This is a genomic window from Oerskovia enterophila, assembly GCF_001692445.1.
Classification (GTDB): domain Bacteria; phylum Actinomycetota; class Actinomycetes; order Actinomycetales; family Cellulomonadaceae; genus Oerskovia; species Oerskovia enterophila.
Map to the genome: position 1 here is coordinate 1 of NZ_MAQA01000025.1, position 16,815 is coordinate 16,815.

The 16,815-nt window shown below is 72.8% G+C and carries 15 protein-coding genes; 9 read left to right on the top strand and 6 right to left on the bottom strand.

The annotated features are described in order from the left end of the window. On the bottom strand, nucleotides 1–184 hold a 184-nt coding region (locus OERS_RS21750; RefSeq protein ID WP_211268470.1), incomplete at its 3' end, for a hypothetical protein. A 38-nt stretch (nucleotides 185–222) separates the two neighbouring features. Continuing rightward, a complete protein-coding gene (locus OERS_RS11285; RefSeq protein WP_068625840.1) occupies nucleotides 223–1,692 on the bottom strand; it encodes a carboxylesterase/lipase family protein in 1,470 nt (489 codons plus the stop codon). Nucleotides 1,693–1,834: 142 nt separating this feature from the next. Here OERS_RS11285 and OERS_RS11290 point away from each other — a divergent pair, with 142 nt between their 5' ends. The 4 genes from OERS_RS11290 to OERS_RS11305 all read left to right on the top strand — a co-directional run bounded on the left by OERS_RS11290 (nucleotide 1,835) and on the right by OERS_RS11305 (nucleotide 6,420). Continuing rightward, the gene (locus tag OERS_RS11290) at nucleotides 1,835–2,230 is read left to right on the top strand and encodes a hypothetical protein (RefSeq protein ID WP_068625841.1); all 396 of its coding nucleotides are present in this window, start codon (nucleotides 1,835–1,837) and stop codon (nucleotides 2,228–2,230) included. A 58-nt stretch (nucleotides 2,231–2,288) separates the two neighbouring features. Then, entirely contained in the window at nucleotides 2,289–2,960 is a 672-nt protein-coding gene (locus tag OERS_RS11295) for an AIM24 family protein (RefSeq protein ID WP_056649968.1), read from the top strand. Between the two features lie 94 nt (nucleotides 2,961–3,054). Next, nucleotides 3,055–4,647 (top strand): Na+/H+ antiporter, encoded by a 1,593-nt coding sequence (locus OERS_RS11300; protein ID WP_068625842.1) that lies wholly within the window; start codon nucleotides 3,055–3,057, stop codon nucleotides 4,645–4,647. Nucleotides 4,648–4,782: 135 nt separating this feature from the next. Further along, complete coding sequence (locus tag OERS_RS11305; protein WP_056763067.1) at nucleotides 4,783–6,420, top strand: peptide chain release factor 3; 1,638 nt, start codon at nucleotides 4,783–4,785, stop codon at nucleotides 6,418–6,420. A gap of 90 nt (nucleotides 6,421–6,510) precedes the next feature. On the opposite strand, the gene OERS_RS11310 is transcribed toward OERS_RS11305, so the two are convergent. After that, nucleotides 6,511–7,185, bottom strand: coding sequence for an AfsR/SARP family transcriptional regulator (locus tag OERS_RS11310; RefSeq protein ID WP_139107800.1), 675 nt, complete (start codon nucleotides 7,183–7,185; stop codon nucleotides 6,511–6,513). Nucleotides 7,186–7,800: 615 nt separating this feature from the next. Between OERS_RS11310 and OERS_RS11315 the strand changes: the two genes are divergently transcribed. Beyond that, on the top strand, nucleotides 7,801–8,883 hold the full coding sequence (locus OERS_RS11315) for a hypothetical protein (RefSeq protein WP_068625879.1): 1,083 nt from the start codon (nucleotides 7,801–7,803) through the stop codon (nucleotides 8,881–8,883). Between the two features lie 77 nt (nucleotides 8,884–8,960). After that, a complete protein-coding gene (locus tag OERS_RS11320; protein ID WP_068625844.1) occupies nucleotides 8,961–9,308 on the top strand; it encodes a hypothetical protein in 348 nt (115 codons plus the stop codon). Nucleotides 9,309–9,396: 88 nt separating this feature from the next. Here OERS_RS11320 and OERS_RS11325 read toward each other — a convergent pair whose 3' ends face one another. The 3 genes from OERS_RS11325 to OERS_RS11335 all read right to left on the bottom strand — a co-directional run bounded on the left by OERS_RS11325 (nucleotide 9,397) and on the right by OERS_RS11335 (nucleotide 13,354). Next, nucleotides 9,397–10,986, bottom strand: coding sequence for an MDR family MFS transporter (locus tag OERS_RS11325; RefSeq protein WP_068625845.1), 1,590 nt, complete (start codon nucleotides 10,984–10,986; stop codon nucleotides 9,397–9,399). Between the two features lie 304 nt (nucleotides 10,987–11,290). Next, nucleotides 11,291–12,232 (bottom strand): serine/threonine dehydratase, encoded by a 942-nt coding sequence (locus OERS_RS11330; RefSeq protein ID WP_248948522.1) that lies wholly within the window; start codon nucleotides 12,230–12,232, stop codon nucleotides 11,291–11,293. Nucleotides 12,233–12,667: 435 nt separating this feature from the next. Then, nucleotides 12,668–13,354: a FadR/GntR family transcriptional regulator gene (locus OERS_RS11335; RefSeq protein ID WP_068625847.1), complete on the bottom strand. Its 687-nt coding sequence runs from the start codon at nucleotides 13,352–13,354 to the stop codon at nucleotides 12,668–12,670. 256 nt (nucleotides 13,355–13,610) lie between these two features. On the opposite strand from OERS_RS11335, the gene OERS_RS11340 reads away from it, so the two are divergent. Genes OERS_RS11340 through OERS_RS11350 form a run of 3 tightly spaced genes read left to right on the top strand, consistent with a single transcriptional unit; the run spans nucleotide 13,611 to nucleotide 16,776 of the window. Then, the gene (locus OERS_RS11340) at nucleotides 13,611–14,513 is read left to right on the top strand and encodes a (Fe-S)-binding protein (protein ID WP_083201390.1); all 903 of its coding nucleotides are present in this window, start codon (nucleotides 13,611–13,613) and stop codon (nucleotides 14,511–14,513) included. Continuing rightward, complete coding sequence (locus tag OERS_RS11345; RefSeq protein ID WP_083201391.1) at nucleotides 14,510–16,114, top strand: LutB/LldF family L-lactate oxidation iron-sulfur protein; 1,605 nt, start codon at nucleotides 14,510–14,512, stop codon at nucleotides 16,112–16,114. The genes OERS_RS11340 and OERS_RS11345 overlap by 4 nt, the downstream gene beginning before the upstream one ends. Next, complete coding sequence (locus OERS_RS11350; RefSeq protein ID WP_056649519.1) at nucleotides 16,111–16,776, top strand: LutC/YkgG family protein; 666 nt, start codon at nucleotides 16,111–16,113, stop codon at nucleotides 16,774–16,776. Before OERS_RS11345 ends, OERS_RS11350 begins: the two co-directional genes overlap by 4 nt. The last annotated feature ends 39 nt before the right edge of the window (nucleotides 16,777–16,815 follow it).

Below are 16,815 nucleotides of genomic sequence, written 5' to 3' on the forward strand. Positions count from 1 at the left end.
GGCCACGGGTCCCACCCGGGACGGCGCCGCCGCGCCCGGCCCGGGTGGGACCCGTGGCCCGGTAGAGCCTCCAGGCGTTGGGGCCGGTCCGGCCGGTGAGCGGGTCCGCGGCGGTGGACGGTCGGGCGGGCGGTACGGAGGACGAGGCGTCGAGGACGTCGGTGTCGGGGCGGCTGCTGTGCACGGGAAGATCTTCGCCCCGCGCGGCCTCTCCTGAAAATCTCAGGGCGCGTCGAGCGCGGCCCGTTCGTCGTCGCGCGGCGCGAGGACCACGGGGTCGCCCTCGCCGTCGAAGACCCGCACGGGCCGGGTCTCGTCCCAGCGCTGCCAGCCCGGGTCGCCCGAGGTCGCGAACGCGACCCAGGCGCCGTGCATCGCGGTCGCGAGCGACTGCGGGGCGTCGGGGCCCGCGAGCGCGACGGAGTCGGTCGTCGCGAGACCGTCGAACACGAACCCGAGCTCGACCGCGTGCGCGGCACCGAGGTCCTGGACCGGGCTGCGCCACGCGAACTCGTACACGAACGTCTCCGCGCCGGCGGACCGGCGCGCGTCGGCGACCTGCTGGAGCGGGACGCGCAGCAGGACGTCGGTCGCGAGCGCCCCGAGGAGCTCCCCCGCGGTCGCCCCGGGGCGGTTGCGCCGGAACAGGCGGACGGCCCGGGCCGAGATGCCGACCTTGCGCCGCGCCACGGCCAGGTGCCACCACCGGAACCGGCCCAGCAGCCCCGTGGGCACGAACCAGAGGCGGTACTCCTCGGTCGTGGCCCCGATCAGCAGCGGGATCGTGCTCCCGGCGCCTGCGACGAGCGCGTCCTGGGGCGTGCGGGGCACCAGGTCGTCGTCGAGGACGAGCGCGAACCCGGGCCCTCCCGTGAGCGGCGTGGCCCCCGCGGTCACGCGGTCCTGCGAGGCGACGAGCGCCTCGGGCAGGACGGTCGCGAAGCCTGCGCGCGTCGTCGGGACCCCCAGGTCCTTGCCCATGGCGCGCGTGATGCGCCCCGCCCTCGCGGCCGGCTGGGCGGACAGGGGGCCGCTCTGGACGATCGCCCGGGCGACCAGGTCGGGGGCCGAGGGGTGCGCGAGGATCGCCGAGACCGTGTTGCCCCCGGCCGACTGGCCCGCGAGCGTCACCCGGCGCGGGTCGCCACCGAACGCCGCGACCTCGTCCTGGACCCAGCGCAGCGCGGCGAGCTGGTCGGCCAGGCCGAGGTTGCGGGGAGCGCCGTCGAGCACCGAGAACCCCTCGGCCCCGAGCCGGTAGTTGACGCCGACGAGCACGACGCCGTCCTGGGCGAACCGCGTGCCGTCGTAGCCCGCGAGCGCGTTGGACCCGTGCGCGAGCGAGCCGCCGTGCACCCACACCACGACGGGGAGCAGGTCGGCGCCTCGGTCTGCCGGGGTGAAGACGTTGACGTGCAGGACGTCCTCCCCCAGGACCGTCGCGGTCGGCAGCAGGGCCCCGAGCGCCCCAGGGTAGGGCGACTGGGGCGCCGTGGCCCCGTGGCGCGTCGCGTCCCGGACGCCGTCCCACGGCTCGACCGGACGGGGAGGCGCGAAGCGGCGCGCGCCGAACGGCGGAGCCGCGTACGGGACGCCGAGGAACCGCTCGACGCCGTGGGCGACTGTCCCCTCGACCGCGCCATGGCTCGTCACGACCTGCACCCGACCGACGGTCTCGCTCTGCGCGCTCATCGGGCCATCGTCTCCCCGGGAACCTGTGGGCAGCGGCGGCGCGCCGGTGGGCGCGCTGCGAGCCGTGGTCGGGTGCGGCCGGGTCCGGGTCGGCGAGCCGGCGGGGCTGGCGGGAAGGCGCGGTAGTTGCCAGACTGCTGCGATGCCCGACGACGAGGTTGCGACGAGCCCCCACGAGACCGGGCATCCGCGTGCTCCGGTCCACCCGGTCCGTCGTGCCGTCGTGGTGGCCGTCGCCGCACTGGCGCTGCTCGCGTGGAGCGCGACGCTCGAGGTCGCGTGCGCTGCGGGCGGGGGTGGGCCGGACGGCTCCTTGGACATGCTGCCTCCCTGCCCGGCGCAGAGCACCCGGACGGCGGCCGCCGTGGTCGCTGCGGCCGTCGTCCTCGCAGGGCTGGTCCTCCTGCTCGTCGCCCGCCGACAGGCGTGGTCCCGCAGCCCCGGGGTCGAGCGTCTGGTGTTCGTGACGTTCGTGGTCGTGACGGCCGGGGCGGTCGTCGCCGCCCTGTTCTCGACCGGGTTCGTCGCGGCGACCTAGGTCGTGCCCGGTGTCCTCGCGAGTGCAGCGGCATCCCGTGTGCCGGATGATCGGTGCCATGCGCAGCACACTCATGAACCACACCGAACAGCCCGGCGAGCCGGGGAGCTTCCAGCTGCAGAACGACCGCATGCTCAAGGTCGACCTCGCGGGCACGGGCGGCTTCTTCTACGCCCGGCAGGGCTCCATGGTCGCGTACCAGGGCGACGTCGACTTCGCGTACGAGGGCTCGGGCGGTGTCGCCAAGATGTTCAAGAAGGCCTTCACGGGTGAGGGCATGTCCCTCATGAAGGTCTCGGGCAGCGGCGACGTGTTCCTCGCCCAGGACGCGGACCAGGTGTTCGTCCTGCACCTGGAGGGCGAGTCCGTCACGGTCAACGGCTCGAACGTCCTCGCGTTCGAGAGCACCCTCACGTGGGACATCAACCGCGTCGAGGGTGCGTCCATGATGAGCGGCGGACTCTTCAACACCACGTTCACGGGCACGGGCGCGCTCGCCGTGACGGCGTACGGGACGCCCGTGGTCCTCGACGTCGACGAGCCCACGTACGTCGACATGCAGGCCGCGGTCCTGTGGTCGAGCTCGCTCACGTCCACGATCCGCAAGACCGCGAAGCTCTCGGCCGCGATCGGCCGCGGGTCGGGCGAGGCGTACCAGCTCGGTCTCACGGGTCGCGGCATCGTCGTCGTGCAGGCCTCCGAGGGCCACCCGATCCCGACGGCGAAGTAGCCACGAGCGGGCCTGGGCCCGTGCCACGGGCCCGGCACCCTGACCACCGGCCGCCCAGGCGTGGCAGGCGCACGAGACCCCCCAGGAGGCAGCGGTGATCGGCCTCGAGCTCGTCGTGGTCCTCGGCGTGGTCATCGTCGTGTGCGGGATCCTCGCTCGCCGCACGAGGGTCGCCGACCCGATCCTGCTGCTCGTCGCGGGGATCGTCCTCGGGTTCGTGCCCGCCCTGCGGCAGGTGCACCTGCCTCCCGAGCTCATGCTGCTCGTCTTCCTCCCCGTGCTCCTCTACTGGGAGGCCATCACCATCTCGTTGCGCGAGATCCGCGCGACCCTGCGCGGGATCGTCCTGACGAGCACGCTGCTCGTGGTCGTCACCGCGGCGGCCGTCGCGACCGCCGCCCACGCGCTGGGTCTGCCGTGGGGTCCCGCGTGGGTCCTGGGTGCGGCGGTCGCCCCGACCGACGCGACCGCCGTCGGCGTCCTCGCACGCGCCCTGCCCCGGCGCACGGTCACGGTCCTGCGGGCCGAGAGCCTCGTCAACGACGGCACCGCGCTCGTCCTCTACGGCGTCGCGGTGGGCGTGACCGTGGGCGAGGAGACGCTCGGCGCCGGGCACGTGACGTGGCTGTTCGTGCTCGCGTACGGCGGAGGGATCGCGGTGGGCCTGCTCGTCGCGTGGCTCGCGGTCCTCGCCCGGCGCCGCATCGACGACCCGCTGCTCGGCAACGTGGTCGTCCTGCTCATCCCGTTCACGGCGTTCCTGCTCGCCGAGCTGATCGAGGCGTCCGGCGTGCTGGCCGTGGTCGTGTGCGGTCTCGTCATGAGCCAGGTCGGGCCGCGCATCGGGCGCGCGGCCACGCGGCAGCAGACCGTCGCGTTCTGGTCGGTCTCGACCTACCTCATCAACGCGTCGCTGTTCGTGCTCGTAGGGCTCGAGGCGCAGTCCGCTGTGCGCAACCTGGTGTCCGAGGACCTCGTCACGGCGATCGTCGGCGTCGCGGTCGTGTGCGTGGTCATCCTCGTGGTGCGGTTCGCCTTCCTCGTGCTCTCGGCCTACACGATCCGGCTCGTCGACCGGCGTCCGTCCCAGCGCGGGCGGCGCGTCACGAACCGGGCGCGCGCGGTCAGCACGGTCGCGGGCTTCCGGGGCGCGGTCTCGTTGGCCGCGGCGCTCGCGGTGCCCACGCACCTGAGCTCGGGCGCGCCCTTCCCCGACCGCGACCTCATCGTCTTCATCACGTGCGGCGTGGTCGCGACGACGCTCGTCGTCCAGGGGCTCCTGCTGGCCCCGACGATCCGGTGGGCGCGCCTGCCCGACGACGACGGGCTGGCTCGCGAACGTCGGCTCGCCGACGAGACCGCGGCACAGGAGGCCCTCGACGCGCTCCCGGACGTCGCGGCGTCGCTCGGCACCGACCCGTCGGTCGTCGACCGGCTGCGTGGCGAGTACGAGGAGCACCTCACGCTGCTCCGCGCCCGGGACGGCGAGGGGGACGACCCCGACCCCGCGGTGCTCCTCGACGACGAGTACACCGAGCTGCGCCTCGCGCTGCTCGCTCGCAAGCGCGAGACGGTCGTGCGCCTGCGCGACCAGCGGGCGATCGACGACACCGTCCTGCGGCAGGTGCAGGCCCGGCTCGACCTCGAGGAGATCCGGCTGAGCCGCGGTGATCCCGCCCCGGAGTGAGCCGTCGCCGACGTGGTCACGGCCGGCTCGATCTCGCGGGAGAATGGAGAGCTGGGTGCTGCGTCCCGCGCGGATGCGCCCCGCCCCCTTGCCCTCGATCGCGCAGGAAACTGCAGGAAGCCACAGGACGTTCCAGTGCCCTCAGCGGACCAGCCCACCACGCCCTCCAGCACCACCACCCCGGCGAGCCCGGCGAAGGAGCAGGCGACCGTCCTCGCGGAGGCCTCGCGCCGCCGCTCGTTCGCGGTCATCAGCCACCCTGACGCCGGCAAGTCGACGCTCACCGAGGCGCTCGCGCTGCACGCCAATGCGATCCGCGAGGCGGGCCGCGCCGACGGCAAGGCGGGCCGGCGCACGGTGTCCGACTGGATGGACATGGAGCAGGACCGTGGCATCTCGATCACGTCCGCCGCCCTCCAGTTCACGTACCGCGACGCGATGATCAACCTGGTCGACACCCCGGGGCACGCGGACTTCTCCGAGGACACGTACCGCGTGCTGTCCGCGGTCGACGCCGCGGTCATGCTGGTCGACGCCGCCAAGGGCCTCGAGGTCCAGACCATGAAGCTCTTCGCGGTCTGCAAGCACCGCGGCATCCCGCTCATCACGGTCATCAACAAGTGGGACCGTCCGGGCAAGGACGCGCTCGAGCTCATGGACGAGATCCAGGAGCGCACGGGCCTGGTCCCCACGCCCCTCACGTGGCCCGTGGGTGTCGGCGGCGACTTCCGGGGCGTGCTGGACCGCCGCACGGGGCAGTACGTGCACTACACGCGCACGGCCGGCGGCACCACGATCGCCCCCGAGGAGGTCATGGACCCGGACGCGGCCGTGGCGCGCGAGGGCGATGCCTGGACCACCGCGGTCGAGGAGGCCGAGCTGCTCGCCGACTCCAACGGCGACCACGACCAGGAGACGTTCCTGGCCGGGCAGACGACGCCCGTCCTGTTCGGGTCCGCCGTGCAGAACTTCGGCGTCCACGCGCTGCTCGACGTCCTGGTCGACGTCGCGCCCTCACCGTCGCCCCGCGTCACGGTCACCGAGGACACCCGCCCGGTCGAGGCGCCCTTCAGCGCGTTCGTCTTCAAGATGCAGGCCGGCATGGACACCGCGCACCGCGACCGGCTCGCGTTCGCGCGCATCTGCTCGGGCGTGTTCGAGCGCGGCATGGTCGTGAGCTCGGCCCGCACGGGCAAGCCGTTCGCGACCAAGTACGCGCAGCAGGTCTTCGGTCGCGAGCGCACCATCGTCGACACGGCCTACCCGGGCGACGTCGTGGGGCTCGTCAACGCGGCAGGCCTGCGCGTGGGCGACACGCTCTACCTGGACAAGAAGGTCGAGTTCCCGCCGCTGCCGACGTTCGCCCCCGAGCACTTCGCGGTCATGCGCGCCAAGGACGTCTCGCGCTACAAGCAGTTCCAGCGCGGCGTCATGCAGCTCGGCGCCGAGGGCGTCGTCCAGGTCCTGCGCTCCGACCTGCGAGGTGACCAGGCGCCGGTCCTGGCCGTGGTGGGCCCCATGCAGTTCGAGGTCGCCGAGCACCGCATGGCGACCGAGTTCAACGCGCCCGTGTCGCTCGACCGCCTGGGCTACTCCATGGCGCTGAGGACCACGAAGGACTGGGTCGCGCAGCTCAACGAGCAGCCCGGCGTCGAGGTCCTCCAGCGCGAGGACGGCGAGTACCTGGCGCTCTTCCCGGACCGCTGGCGTGTGACGTCGGTGCGCAACCGCCTCGAGGGCGTGGTCCTGCTCGAGGACGAGATCTTCGGCTGACCCTCCTGCCCTGATGCCCGACGGCGGAGCGCACCCACGTACCTGGGTGCGCTCCGCCGTCGGGCGTCAGGGCGACCGGGGACCGGCAGCTCACCTGCGCGCCGCCTGCGGGTCGACGGCCTCGACCAGCGGGTTGCCGAACGGGTAGAGCTGCCGGATCGCCGCCCGGATGTCGGGGCCGGGTTCGACGCCGAGCTCCAGCCCGAGCGCGTGCCGGAAGCGACGGTAGTGCCGCAGGGCGTTGCTCGGGTCCCCCCTGCGGGCATGGATCTCGATCGTGAGCCGGTTGGCGCTCTCCGACCACGGCTGCACCTCGACCGCCGAGAGGGCGTACGGCAGGGCGCCGTCGGGGTGCCCTGCGGCAAGGAGCCGCTCCGCGGCGCTCCCGAGCGCCTGCGCCTCGAGCATCTGCAACCGCTCGTTGGGACCGGTGAGCCAGCCGTCCCCCCACCCAGGGAGCAGAGTCCGACCGATCCACGCGGGCGGTGCACCGGCTGCCGGCAGCACGTCGTCGTAGATGGTCGCGTTGATCCATGCGAAGGCGGTGTCGAGGTCGAGCGATGCCTCCTCCGCGAGCGCGAGCACCTCACCCGAGAGGTGGACGAACCCCTCCGCGACGTCGCCGAGCCGGGAGAGCGCTGCGCGGAGGTTGGCGCCGGCGCGGGACGGGCTCGCATCGGGCCAGAGCAGGGCCGCGGCGCGCGACCGGGCGAGCGGACCCACGAGCGCCACGACGGCGAGCACCCGCTCCGCGCTGTGCGGCATCGGGCGCACCTGTCCGTCCACGCGCACCTGGAACGGCCCGATCACCCGCAACTCGCGCCGCACGCGCTGGGAGTCCGCCGGACTCACTCGGCCCCGATCTTCGGGGGGACAGCATGGTCGCGAGCGGGCTCAGGACTCATAGACGCATGGTAGGCGGCGATCGGAGGACATTCTCTCTGAACCTGGCGGTGCGGGTCCGTGACGCCCGGGGGTCCTCCAGCCGTCGCTCCCCGCACAGCAGGAAGCGCCCGACCTCGCCGACCGCGTGGCGGACGCACGGAGCTCGTCGCCCATCGTGCGCCAGGACGACGTCCGGCGAGGGGATCGGTCCGCTCCGCACGCCGCGAACCGCGCGTCCGGACAGGTCCGGTCCGCCCTCCGCGGCGACGCGCGGGGCAGCGCCCGGACTCACGGCGACCTCCCGTGCGCGCCCGGGACGCCCGCGTGCGGCGCGGTCACGCGACCGCTCGTCGCGAAGCCGACGCCGTGCGGTGACGCCCGCCGCACCCGTCGGCCGGGCGACGTCCCACCGTGCCGCCCGGTGCGCCGGCCCTGCTCCGATGAGGAGGTTCTCGGCGCCGCCCGGCGCCGTCCTGCAATGAGATGGAGGACCTGATGAGCACCAACTGGAACCTGGGATTCACCCAGATGCTGCGTAACACCCAACCGTCCTACTGGGGCAACTGGAGCCTGGACGCGCACGTCGCGGCGGGGGCCGTCGGCATCGTCACCCCGACGACGGGCGCCTTCCAGTACGTCTCGACCCTCCCGAGTGCGGACATCGCGACCACGACGTCACCGTCCAACGAGTGGAAGGTCCAGTCGTCGGACGTCTCGACGACCTCTGCGGCCGTCAACCTCAACGGCTCCGTCGTCGACCCCGACACCGGGACCAAGGTCGACGCCGGTCTCGAGCTGACCTGGAAGTTCGGGCACGAGGGCTCGCTGAGCTCGACCTTCCTGCTCGCCAACCAGTCCTACCTCGCGTCCCCCCTGAGCCAGATCGGCACGCACCACGACTGGCTCGTCGCGCAGGCCAAGAGCGCCGGGATGTACCAGAACGGGCAGATCACGCAGGGGTTCGGCATCATCACGCAGGCCCTCATGGCCGTGAGCGGGCTCAACCTCGGGGCCCAGTCCTCGAACTCGTCGTTCTCGATCACGGGATCGGTCGGCGCCACCAACGCCATGGCGGGCAACGCAGGCGGCGACGCGAAGGGCTCCTACGCGCAGACGAAGTCCAGCAGCTCGTTCGAGCAGCACCTGTGGCCGGCCGACCCGAACGTCGTCGCGACCACCCTGATGCCCGTCGCCTACCAGTTCGCGTCGTTCGTGGGACAGACCCCGGTACTCGGCTGGACCAACAACCTCTCGGGGATCTCGATCCTGCTCGACGACTCCCACAGCGGGACGTACATCGTCGACGCCACCGCCACCTACACGGTCGACGGCGTCCAGCACTCGTCCAGCGCGTCCGTCTCCGGCGGGCGGGCGACCGCGATGAACCCCATCCCCGTGAACGCGACGGGCCTCCAGCTCGACCTGGCCTTCAAGGGGATGTTCGACGACGAGAAGCACCGGTTCAACTGGCCGTCGCCCGTGGGCCAGTTCCCCAACGGCCAGATCATCATCGACCTCTACGGGGTGTGGCCGGGCGCCACGCGCGCGGTCGAGCGCGGCACCGGTGCGGTCGGCTGACGCACCGCACGGGCCCCTACCTCAGCGCGAGCTCCACCCGACCAACCACTCGATCGACCCGACTGAAGGAGAGAACCATGCCCTGGGATCCCAACAAGTGCGTCAACGGCTTTCCCGTCCCGTTCACCAACGCCGACGCGACCAACCTGGTCCACGCCGCAGACTTCGCGGCGTCGGTCTTCGTCAACACGTCGACTGCCCGTGACACCCGGTACGCGTACACGTTCGTCCAGTTCGGCGGTATGACGCTCTGCGTCGTGGGCCACATCCACATCACCCACACCGGCGCCGTCGTCGCCGGCAACTCGTTCATCCCCGGGTGGATGAACTGGGCCATGCAGACCCCCGCGGCGCAGGTGGCTGCGATCGGCGCCCTCCCCGAGCAGCTGGGAGAGTTCCCGGGGGCGAACCGCTACCCCCACTGAGAGGTGCCCGACGGCGGAGCGCACCCACGTACCTGGGTGCGCTCCGCCGTCGGGCATCAGGGCGACCCGGGCCGGTGACCGGCGGACCTCACTTCGCGACCGCTGCGCCCCTCGCCACCAGACCCGCCTGGTCGGAGAGCTTGAGCTCCTTCATGAAGAACGCGATGACGAAGCCCAGCACCCCGAGCGGGACCAGGTACCAGAAGGCCGGCGCGAGCGCGTCGGTGTAGGCGTTGACGACGAGGTCGTGCAGCGCCGCCGGCAGCTCCTTGACGGCATCCGGTGTGAGAGCGTCCGGACCGAAGTCCTTGGGCATCTCGCTCGCCGGCAGCTCCTTGGTCGCGTCGGCCAGGTTGGACGTCAGCTTCGAGGTGAACACGGTCGAGAACACGCTGGTGCCGACCGCGGCCCCGATCTCGCGCAAGAAGTTGTTGGTGGACGTCGCCACTCCCACCATCTCGGGGGCGACCGAGTTCTGCACCGCGATCACGATGGTCTGCAGCACGAGGCCCAGCCCGAACCCGAGCACGAAGATCATCGCGCCGAACGTCAGCATCGAGATGTCGGCCGTGAGCTGCGTGAGCAGGACCAGCCCCACCGTCGCGATCCCCATCCCGAGGATCGGGTAGATCTTGTACCTCCCGCTGCGCGCGATGAGCAGACCCGAGCCGATCGCCGTGATCATCAGGCCCACCGTCATGGGCAGCATGAGCAGCCCCGACTCGGTCGCGCCGTAGCCGTGGGCCATCTGCAGGAAGGTCGGCAGGAACGACAGCGCCGCGAACATCGTCATCCCGAGGATCAGGGCGATCGAGACCGAGACCGAGAACGTCCGGCTCCGGAACAGGTGGAGCGGGATGAGGGGGTCGGCCACACGGGTCTCGACGACCAGGAAGGCGATCAGCGCGAGCACCGTCACGACCAGCACCGTGAGCAGGGCCGGGCTGCTCCAGTCGTACTTCTTCGCGCTCGTGATCGAGCTCCAGCTCGTGAGGAGCACGATGCCCGCGGTCGTGACCGCCATCAGGAGCGCGCCCCCGACGTCGAACCGCTTGCTCGGCGTGCGCGACGGGAGCCGGAGCTTGAACCAGGCGATCCCGAACGCGATCAGGCCGATCGGGACGTTGAGCCAGAAGCACCAGCGCCACCCCGGCCCGTCCGTGAACCAGCCGCCCAGCAGCGGTCCCGCGACCGTGGCGATCCCGAACACCGCCCCCATGGGACCCATGTACCGGCCGCGGTCCCGGGCCGAGACGATGTCGGCGATGATCGCCTGGCTCAGGATGACCAGGCCCCCGGCCCCGAGCCCCTGGACCGAGCGCCACACCACGAGGTCCACGAACGACGACGACAGCGCCGAACCCGTCGAGCCGACCACGAAGATCGCGATCGCGACGAGGAACGGCAGACGACGCCCCCGCAGGTCGCCGATCTTGCCGTAGATCGGCATCACGATCGCGATCGCGAGGAGGTAGGCCGTGATGATCCACCCCTCGTCCTGGGCCGCACCGAGGTCCCCCACGATCGTGGGCAGCGCCGTGCCCACCACGGACTGGTCCAGCGCGGACAGGAACATCGCAGCCAGCAGGGCGCTGAAGATCACGTAGACCGTGCCCTTGGACAGCACCAGCTCGGGTTCGCCCGGGGCCTGGGTCGTGGGTCGCGCGGTGTCGCTCATCGCAGGGTCCTTCCTGGCGGCCGGTGGGCGCTGGGGACCGTCGGGCGCTGGCGTCCGACGATCGGCGGGACGTGACCTGAACGCGCGAGAACCGCCCCGGTTCCTGGGGGAACGTCGGCGGGCGGCCGCCCGGACGGGGTGCGTCCGGGCGGCACGTCGCGCCCCTCCAGGGTGGGACGGGGCCCCGCGGGGCGCAACAGGGGCGCCGCGGTCGGGCGCGCTCGCCAGGGGCGCGTGACACGCCCGGAACGGAACAGGGCGGGCCTGCGGACGGCGGCCCGACGGAAGGCAGGCCGGGCAGCGATCAGCGCACGAGGTCCGAGGGGTCCGTGTTCGCCCCGCACAGCACGACCGCGACGGTCTCGCCCGGCTCGGGCACGTAGGCGCGCGACTCGAGCGCGGCGAGCGCCGCAGCGGCACCGTGCTCGACGACGAGCCGCCGCTCGTCCCACAGGTGCCGGCGCGCGGCGACGATCGCCTCGTCGGTGACCAGGACCGAGCGCACGCCGTCGCTCTGCGCGAGCGAAAGCGCCATCTCGGAGGTGCGGCGGGCGCCGAGCGAGTCGGCCGCGACCGACGCGACGGGGACGTCGACTACCTCGCCCGCCGCGAGCGCGGCGTGCAGGGCCTGGGCCCCGCGGGGTTCGACCGCCACGACCCTGATCCCGTGCGGGTGCGCCGCAGCGGCCACGCCGCTGAACAACCCGCCGCCTCCGACCGCGACGACCACGGTGTCGACATCGATCCGGGCCGCGACGATCTCCTCGATCAGCGTGCCCGCCCCCGCCGCGATCAGCGGGTTGTCGTAGGCGTGCGACGCCAGGGCTCCCGTCTCGGCCGCGAAGCGCTGCGCGGCGTCGAGCGCCTCGGCGTACTCGGACCCCACCTGGTGGACCTCGGCGCCGAGCGTGCGCAGGCGCGCGACCTTGACCGCCGGCGCGGACTCGGGCACGAACACGGTCGCCAGGACCCCGTGGGCCCGCGCTGCCCACGCGTTCGCCATGCCAGCGTTCCCGCCCGACGCGATCACGATCCCGGCCTCGGGCAGCGTGCCCGCATCCAGGTGCGCACCCACGAAGTTCAGGGCACCCCGGGCCTTGAACGAGCCCGTGTGCTGCATGAGCTCGAGCGCGAAGACACCCGTCGCGGCACCGAGGGCACCAGGGTCCATGGGCGCGAGCGCGACCGGCCGCACCTGCCCCGCGATGCGCTGGGCCGCGGCGAGGACGTCCAGGTGGTCGATGATCATGGGTCCTCCAGGACTGGTGGTGCGGCAAGAGGTCGAGCGGCGTCCACCGGGCAGGGCGAGCGAGCGCAGCCGGTGGGCTCAGGGGAACCCTACGTCGGGGGCTCCCCGGGCGGGGCGTCGTCGAGGTGGAGGGTCGTCGGTGTGGAGGGTCGTCGGTGTGGAGGGTCGTCGGTGTGGAGGGTCGTCGGGGTGGAGGGTCGTCGGGGTGGAGGGTCGTCGGTGTGGAGGGTCGTCGAGGTGGGGGGTCGTCGAGGTGGAGGGTCGTCGAGGTGGAGGGTCGTCGGTGTGGAGGGTCGTCGGTGTGGAGGGTCGTCGGTGTGGAGGGTCGTCACCGAGGTAGAGGGGAACCGTCGAGACAGAGGGCCCCAGCCCTCTACCTGGACGGCAACCCTCTACCTCGCGGTCTGTGGGGCGCGGGGCGCGGGGCGCGGCTCACAACCCCGCCTCGCGGTAGAAGCCCTCGATGTGCTCGCGCACCGCGTCCGCCGCCCCGGCACCGTCGCCGCGCGCGACCGCGTCGAGGACCGCGCGGTGCTCGGCGCGCAGGCGCACCGCGGTGCGGGGCCAGTCCTCCAACCGCTCCGTGCCGGCCTCGACGTAGGACTCGATCGCACCCCGCAGGCCCGTCATGACGGCCTCCACCAGGACGTTGGCCGCGAGCCGGACGAGGGCCACGTGGAACGCCGCGTCGAGCTCGCGGAAGCGGGCCGGGTCGAGCGAGGGGTCGTCCATGGTGTCGAGCAGCGCGACGGCCTCGGACAGTCCCGCGCCGCCGGCGGTCGCGGCGGCCTGCCCGACCGCCCAGGTCTCCAGGAGCACCCGGGTCTCCACGACGTCGCGGACCACGAGCGTCCCGGAGGCGACGTGCAGACGCACGGCCGCCCCCAGGCCCGCGGCGGGCCGGTCGATGACGGTGGCTCCGGCGTCGGGCCCCGAACCGACCGCGGTGCGGACGATGCCCATGGCCTCCAGGACGCGCAGCGCCTCACGGACCGACGGGCGCGAGACGCCGAGCTCCTCGGCGAGCGAACGCTCGGCCGGGAGCCGTTCACCGAGGCCCCAGCGGCCTGCGGCCAGGTCGGCCTCGATGCGGGCGAGGACGATCTCGTGGGTGCGCACGAGGTCAGCGTAGTGCCGTGGGGGACGAGCGGGACCAGCGTGACCGCGGAGCCCTGCCCGTTCTGACACACCGTCCGCATGTGGTCTGACCACATGCCCTCGATGGTCTACAGTGGCTCGGACATCGTGTGGTCAGACCACAGCCTGCTCGGCGCCGAGCAGGGGCCGGGAGGGCCGCGCGGTACCTCCGACGGGCACTCGCCGCCCGCCGGGACCAGACTGAATCCCACCGCCCCCTGCCCGGCTGGAGTCCCCAGTGCGCATCGCCCTCGCCGCCACCTGCATCGCCGACGCGATGTTCCCCCAGGCCCCCCGGGCCACCGTCCAGCTCCTCGAACGCCTCGGCCACGAGGTGTACTTCCCCGAGCAGCAGACGTGCTGCGGACAGATGCACGTCAACACGGGCTACTTCGACGAGGCGGTGCCCGTCATCAGGAACCACGTCGAGACCTTCGCTCCCGCGCTCGACGGCGAGTGGGACGCGATCGTCGTGCCGTCGGGCTCGTGCACCGGCTCGATCCGCCACCAGCAGGCCATGGTGTGCCGCCGCGCGGGGCAGGAGAAGCTGGGCGCGACCGCCGAGGCCCTCGCCGCCAAGACCTACGAGCTGTCCGAGCTGCTGGTCGACGTGCTCGGCGTGACCGACGTCGGCGCACACTTCCCGCACCGCGTCACCTACCACCCCACGTGCCACTCGCTGCGCATGATCCGCGTGGGCGACAAGCCGCTCCAGCTCCTGCGGGCGGTCGACGGGATCGACCTCGTCGAGCTGCCCGGGGCCGAGAGCTGCTGCGGGTTCGGCGGGACGTTCGCGCTCAAGAACTCCGAGACGTCGACCGCGATGCTCAGCGACAAGATGTCGAACGTGAAGTCGACGGGCGCGGAGGTCGTCACGGCGGGCGACTACTCGTGCCTCATGCACATCGGCGGCGGGCTCTCGAAGCTGCGCTCCGGGGTGCGCACCATGCACCTCGCGGAGATCCTCGCCTCGACGCAGTCGGCTCCCACGCTCGTGGACCCCGATGCCGCGACGCCCGCGTCCTCGTCGCGGGGCGCCTCCACCGAGACCCCTGATCGGGGCGTGGATCCGTTGTCAGAAGCACACCGGGGTATCCCTCGACCCAGCTCTGACAACTCGTCGGCGGGGGTCGCACGATGAGCACCTTCCTCGGCTTCCCCACCCGGCGCGGCGCCAAGCCCCTGCCCGACGGCGGCACGCACCAGGGCGCGCCCGGCACCACCGCGGGGCCCGGCTGGGCCGACGACGTGCCCCACCCCGACGCCCCGCTGCGCTGGGGCGCGACGTTCCCCGAGGCCGCCAAGCAGGCGCTGGGCAACACGCAGCTGCGGCGCAACCTGGCCCACGCGACCTCGACCATCCGTGCCAAGCGAGCGGCGGTCGTCGGCGAGGTGCCCGACTGGGAGGAGCTGCGCGACGCGGGCTCGACCATCAAGGCCCACGTCATGAGCGACCTCCCGCACCTCCTCGAAGAGCTCGAGCGCAACGTGACCGCGCGCGGGGGCGTCGTGCACTGGGCCCGGGACGCCGCCGAGGCCAACCGGATCGTGACGGACCTGGTCAAGGCCACGGGCGAGACCGAGGTCGTCAAGGTCAAGTCGATGGTCACGCAGGAGATCGGCCTCAACGAGGCGCTCTCCGAGGAGGGCATCGCGGCGTTCGAGACCGACCTCGCCGAGCTCATCGTGCAGCTCGCGGACGACATGCCCTCCCACATCCTGGTGCCCGCGATCCACCGCAACCGCTCGGAGATCCGCGAGATCTTCCTCGAGCGCATGGGCGACGCACCGCCCGACCTGACCGACGCGCCGCGCGAGCTCGCCATGGCGGCCCGCGCGCACCTGCGCCGCAAGTTCCTCTCGGCGAAGGTCGCGATCAGCGGCGCGAACTTCGCCGTCGCGGACACGGGCACCCTCGCGGTCGTCGAGTCCGAGGGCAACGGCCGCATGTGCCTCACGCTCCCCGAGACCCTCATCACCGTCATGGGCATCGAGAAGCTCATCCCCACGTACCAGGACCTCGAGGTCTTCATGGCGCTCCTGCCCCGGTCCTCGACGGGCGAGCGCATGAACCCGTACACGTCGCTGTGGACGGGCGTCACACCGGGCGACGGCCCGCAGGAGTTCCACCTGGTCCTGCTCGACAACGGGCGCAGCAAGGCCCTGGCCGACGACGTGGGCCGCGCGGCCCTGCACTGCATTCGCTGCTCGGCGTGCCTCAACGTGTGCCCGGTCTACGAGCGCGTGGGCGGGCACGCGTACGGCTCGGTCTACCCGGGCCCGATCGGCGCGGTCCTCACGCCCCAGCTCACAGGGTCGACGGGGCGGTCCGACCCCAACAACTCGCTGCCGTACGCCTCGACGCTGTGCGGCGCGTGCTACGACGTGTGCCCCGTGAAGATCGACATCCCGTCGCTGCTCGTGCACCTGCGGGCGCGTGAGGTAGACCAGGACCGGGGCCGCCCCACGGCCTGGGGCGCCGCCATGAAGGCCGCGTCGTTCGTCATGGCCACGCCCGGGCGGTTCGAGCTCGCGGAGAAGGCCGGCGGCGTGACCCGCGTCCTGGGCGGCAGCAAGGGCCGCATCACGTCGCTGCCGTTCCCGGGCTCGAAGTGGACCGACGCGCGCGACCTGCCTGTGCTGCCCCGGCAGAGCTTTCGCGAGTGGTGGGCTGACGAGCACGCCACCCCGGAGGCGCCGCCCTCCCCCGCTTCCCCCGAGACCACCGGAGACGCCCGATGAGCGCTCGCGACGACATCCTGGCCCGCGTGCGCGCGGCCGTCATCAACGACGGCGCGCACCTCGGTGACGCCGTGGCCGAGCAGGCGCCCGTCTCGCGCGGGTACCGGACCACGGGCGAGCACTCCCCCGGGTCCCCCGCAGCCATCGAGGTCCTCGTCGACCGGCTCGTCGACTACCGGGCGATCGTGCACCGGGCCGCGACCGAGGAGGACCTGGCCCGCACCGTGGGCGAGTTGCTCGCGGACGCTCGCTCCGTCGTCGTGCCCCCCGCGCTGCCCCCGGGCTGGACCGGCGGGCTCGGGGACGCGACCGCCGTCGTGCACGACTCGCGCGAGGACCGCCGGACCGCGGCCGAGCTCGACCAGGTCGACGCCGTCCTGACCGCGTCCCGGCTGGCCGTCGCGGACACCGGGACGATCGTCCTGGACGGCGAGGACGACCAGGGGCGCCGGGCGATCACCCTGGTCCCCGACCTGCACGTGTGCGTGGTGCGGACCGAGCACGTCGTGCACACGCTGCCCGAGGCCGTGACGATCCTCGCCGCGCACCCCACGCGCCCGCAGACGTGGATCTCGGGGCCGAGCGCGACGAGCGACATCGAGCTCTCGCGCGTCGAGGGCGTGCACGGGCCGCGCACGCTGCACGTGATCCTGCTGGGCTGAGCACCCGCTGGCTGCCGAGCATGCGGTCGGCCACCGCAT